This window comes from Streptomyces milbemycinicus, from assembly GCF_002154605.1.
GTDB lineage: Bacteria > Actinomycetota > Actinomycetes > Streptomycetales > Streptomycetaceae > Streptomyces > Streptomyces milbemycinicus.
Window position 1 is genome coordinate 1 of record NZ_MUNE01000937.1, and the last position, 3,857, is coordinate 3,857.

General features: G+C 70.0%; 2 protein-coding genes and 1 pseudogene. 1 reads left to right on the forward strand and 2 read right to left on the reverse strand.

Going from position 1 to position 3,857, the window contains the following annotated elements:
* A pseudogene (locus CCN51_RS49170) lies at positions 1 to 1,021 on the forward strand (acyl-CoA dehydrogenase family protein); the annotation flags it as partial.
* Between the two features lie 47 nt (positions 1,022 to 1,068).
* On the opposite strand, the gene CCN51_RS49175 reads toward CCN51_RS49170, so the two are convergent.
* The gene (locus CCN51_RS49175; RefSeq protein WP_014179758.1) at positions 1,069 to 3,279 is read right to left on the reverse strand and encodes a DUF6571 family protein; all 2,211 of its coding nucleotides are present in this window, start codon (positions 3,277 to 3,279) and stop codon (positions 1,069 to 1,071) included.
* 11 nt (positions 3,280 to 3,290) lie between these two features.
* Complete coding sequence (locus CCN51_RS49180; RefSeq protein WP_014179757.1) at positions 3,291 to 3,806, reverse strand: hypothetical protein; 516 nt, start codon at positions 3,804 to 3,806, stop codon at positions 3,291 to 3,293.
* Between the last annotated feature and the right edge of the window lie 51 nt (positions 3,807 to 3,857).

Below are 3,857 nucleotides of genomic sequence, written 5' to 3' on the forward strand. Positions count from 1 at the left end.
GGCGGCCGTACGGGCGGGACGGCCGCCCGAGGCGCTGCCGCCGGGGCCGGAGGGCCTGTTCGAGGGACGGCTCGCGAAACTGGCGGCGGGGGCGTGGGGCCTGCTGGTGTGCGGGGTGGCGAACGAGACCGGGCTGCTGGCCCGGCTGCTGGAGCCGTGCACCGTACGGGAGGCGGCCGAGGATCTGCTGCCGCCCGGCCTCGCCGAGGGGCTGTTGGAGGCCCTGGTGGCCGCCTCGGTGGTGCGCCGGGACGGCGAGGGCCGGTATGTCGCCGACGAGGGCCTGGAGCGGGTGCTGATCGGCGGCCCGCGCGCCTCGGCGTTCGCGGCGCGGCTGCGGCGCGCGCTGGACGGCGGGGCCCGGCTGCGGGACGGGAAGCCGGTCGCGGGGCGGGAGTCGCTGACCGGCTGCGGAGGCGAGGCGGCGCCGCTGGCTGATGTGCTGGTCAACTCGCTGCTGGGCAGGCTGGAGGGGCTGCCGGAGCTGCTGGACCGGCCCGGGGCGCAGGTGGGCTGCGCGGCCGGGGACGGCGGCCGGTCCGCCGTCGAGCTGGCGCGTCATATCCCGTTCGTACCGGTGCTCGCGCTGGAGCCGGAGCCGGAGCCGGTGGCCATGGGCACGGCCGGGGGTGACGGTGAGGTACGGATCCGGACCGACGACGGCACGGGAAGCACAGCGGCGGGCTTCGCGGCGGGGGACTTCAAAGAGGGCGACCGGCTCGCGCTCGCCTGGCTGCCCGCCGCCGGGCTGTCCGGCCCCGAGCAGCTACGGGCGGCCGTCACCGCGGCCATGGAGGCGCTGCTGCCCGGCGGCTGGCTCGTCCTGCCGTGCCCGCTGCCGCCCAAGCGCCCGCTGGGGGCCGCGGCAGCGCACCTGGACCTCGCGCTCGCGGGCGGGCGTACACCCGAGACCGGCGAGGTCGAGGGCGCGCTGACGGCGGCGGGTCTTGGCCACGTACGGACCGCGTGGGACGACTCCGCGCTCGGCGTCCGGCTGATCGCGGCGCGCCGCCCCGCCTGACGGAGGTATGGCCGGTGCGGGACCCGCACCGGCCGCCGAGAGTAGCCTCAGTAGTCGGCGCGCAGATGGATCAGGGCCTGGTTGCGGCCCTCGGCGTGCTTGGTCTGGCCGATGCCGATGAGGTCCTTGGTGTAGTCGCTGTCCTTGGCGTGGCCGTGGGTCTCCGCCCAGTTGGCAACCATGGAGTCGACCTCCTTCTGGCCCGCCGTGAACTGCTTGGCGTTCTCCACGCTCGCGTCCAGGTTGGCCTCTTTGATGCGATCCCACATGATGCCGTGGGATTCGGAGCGGATGATCCGGTAGAGGATCTCCGAGCCGAACGCGGCGGCGCTGTTGGACACGAACTTCGGGCCGATGCTGGTGACGCTGGTGAGGGCGTTGTTGAAGTCCCGTTCCCACTGGATCTTCTTGTCGCGGTTGTCGAAGAGGACGTCCGCACGCACCCCGTCGTACATGCCGAGGACCGAGGACGCCTCCTGGATCGGCACCCGGGTGTGCTCGGAGACCTTCTCCGGCATGCCGGCGAAGGTCCCCGCCGCGTAGTGCCGCTGGGCGTTGTAGAGATCCGCGTACGCGTTCGGGTCGTTGGCGACCCCGCGCATGATCTTGACGAGGTGTTCCTCGGGGACGGAGACCCTGAGTTCGCCGTTCTCGTTCCAGAGTCCGTTGTGCTCGCGGTAGAGGGTGTTGTCGCGGGCGAGGGTCTGGTGCAGGTCGGGGGTGTAGTCGGCGAGGATGTTCGCCATCGGCCGGCGCAGCATGAGGTCCAGTTTCTCGGCCGCGCCCGCCTTGTTGAGCGATTCGATGGCCTGGTACATCACCCGGGCCTGGTCCTCGGTGTGCTTCCCCAGGGGGTAATCGGTGCCGGGCACATGGCCGGTGGCGGCGGCTTCGAGCGCGGCGCCGAAGCCCATCTTGCCGAACGAGTCGTCCATCGACATGGGCGGGCCGTAGCCACCATTCATCACCTGCTTCGGCCAGTCGCGCTGCTCGATGAGATAGGTGAGGTGGTCGTTCTTCAGCGGCCCCTTGCCCTCGGGGTCGAGGAACGCGGTGGCGGTGTCGGGGTCCTTGCTCATGAGGCCCAGGACGGTGTCGAGCGGATCGTTGACGAATTTGGGGTCGGCGCCGGTCCACTCGTCCCATACACCCGAAGGCTGCTTCTTCTCCGCTTTGATGATGTCGTCGCCCAGTGTGTAGAGGTACTGGTCGTCGAACTTGTCGTAGTTCTGGAGCATGGTCAGATACGACTGGTAGCCGTACCGTGGCACCTGCTTGCTGCCGTACTTCTCGAAGCCGACCTTCCGGACGCCTTCCGTCCAGTCACGGAAGAACTTCCCGTCCGGGCTGTTCAGCCAGGCGTTGAACTGCGGTGAGCCGGGCGGACGCTCCTTGAGGGTTCCCGGCACTGTGGTGGCCGTGGCCACCGAATGGGCCAGCCCCTGCTCCACGGAGAGATATTCGGTGTTGCTGACCGTGCCGTCGCGGTTGTACGAGAGCCCGACGAGCTTGTCGCTCAGCTTGATGGCGTCCCCGGGGCCCAGGCCACTGAGGAACGTCTGGCTGAAGGGCTTGCTGTGCGCGTTGTTGCGCATCAGTATCTGCATTTCCTTCAGCTCCGCCGGCGACAGCTTCCCGTCGATGAGCTTCTCCCCGAGGTCCGTGGCCCGCCGCCCCTCGTACACCTCGACATCGCCCTGCGCGGCCCCGTTGAAGCCGTTCAGGTCGCCCTTGCCGTCCGTGTCCTTCACGGACTCCCGCAGCGCGAGCTTGACGCCGTAGTCGGCGTCGTCGACCGCCTGGACGGCCTGCTCGATCCTCTTGGTCCAGGAGCGCTCGGTCTCCGGCAGGTCGGGGTCGTGGTGGGCGGAGAAGGCCGCCTCCTTGGTGGCCTTGGCGTAGTCGAAGGTGCAGCGGCCGTCGGCGTCGACCTTCATCCCGGCCGCCTGGGCCTCCTTGACCGCGTCCTTGACCGCGCCCACCAGCCCTACGAACTGGCCGTGGGCATCGCGCAGCAGATCCGCGACGGCCCGCGCCTCCACCTGGGCCGCGTCCAACTCGTGGCGGGTCTGGGTGGCGGTGTTGGCGGCGGAGTTGGCGCTGACGCCCCTCCAGGACATACCGGCGCTGATCTTCTGGACCTTGGTCTGGTACGTCGTCTCCAGCTTCTGGAGCTCGTCGGCCATGTCGTCCCACGCCTGGGCGGCGTCGGTCAGCTTGGCGAGGTCGGTGTCCATGACCTGGCGGTAGGTGACCATCTGGTTCCCTCTCAGGGGTGCGAGGAGGTGAGGGGGAGGGGCAACGAGGGCTGCGAGCCGCCGTTGGCAGACGTGCCGTACGAGTTGTTCCCGAAGATGCCGCAGAAGCTCGAACCGGTGTGCAGGTCCGTGCCCGTCAAGAGGACGTTGGTGCCGCGCAGGGCCTCCTTCTCCCCGCCCATCCGCTTCGTCAGGGCCTTCACCTGCGTCTGCCACTCGGTCAGGACATGCTTGAGCCCCAGGGCCGTGTCCCAGCCGTGGAACTCGCTGATCGCGGTGTTGGACTTGGTGTCCGCGTCGTCGCCCGCCTTGGTCAGGCCCGGCTCCAGCTCGTCCTCGATCACCCCGGCCGCCGTCTTCTTCTGCGCCGGAGACGTGCACAGCCCGCCGAACGGGGTGACCCCGCCACCGCCGCCACCACCGCCACCGTCGAGCTGGTTCAGCCGCATACCGCTGGACCGCCCCGCCGCCGAGTGCTCCTCCTGCGCGGCGGCCTTGAGCTGGGCCCACTCCTCGTCGAAGGACATCTTGAACTTCCCCCCGTCCCTACACACGGCGCATGGCCGTCAACTATCCCC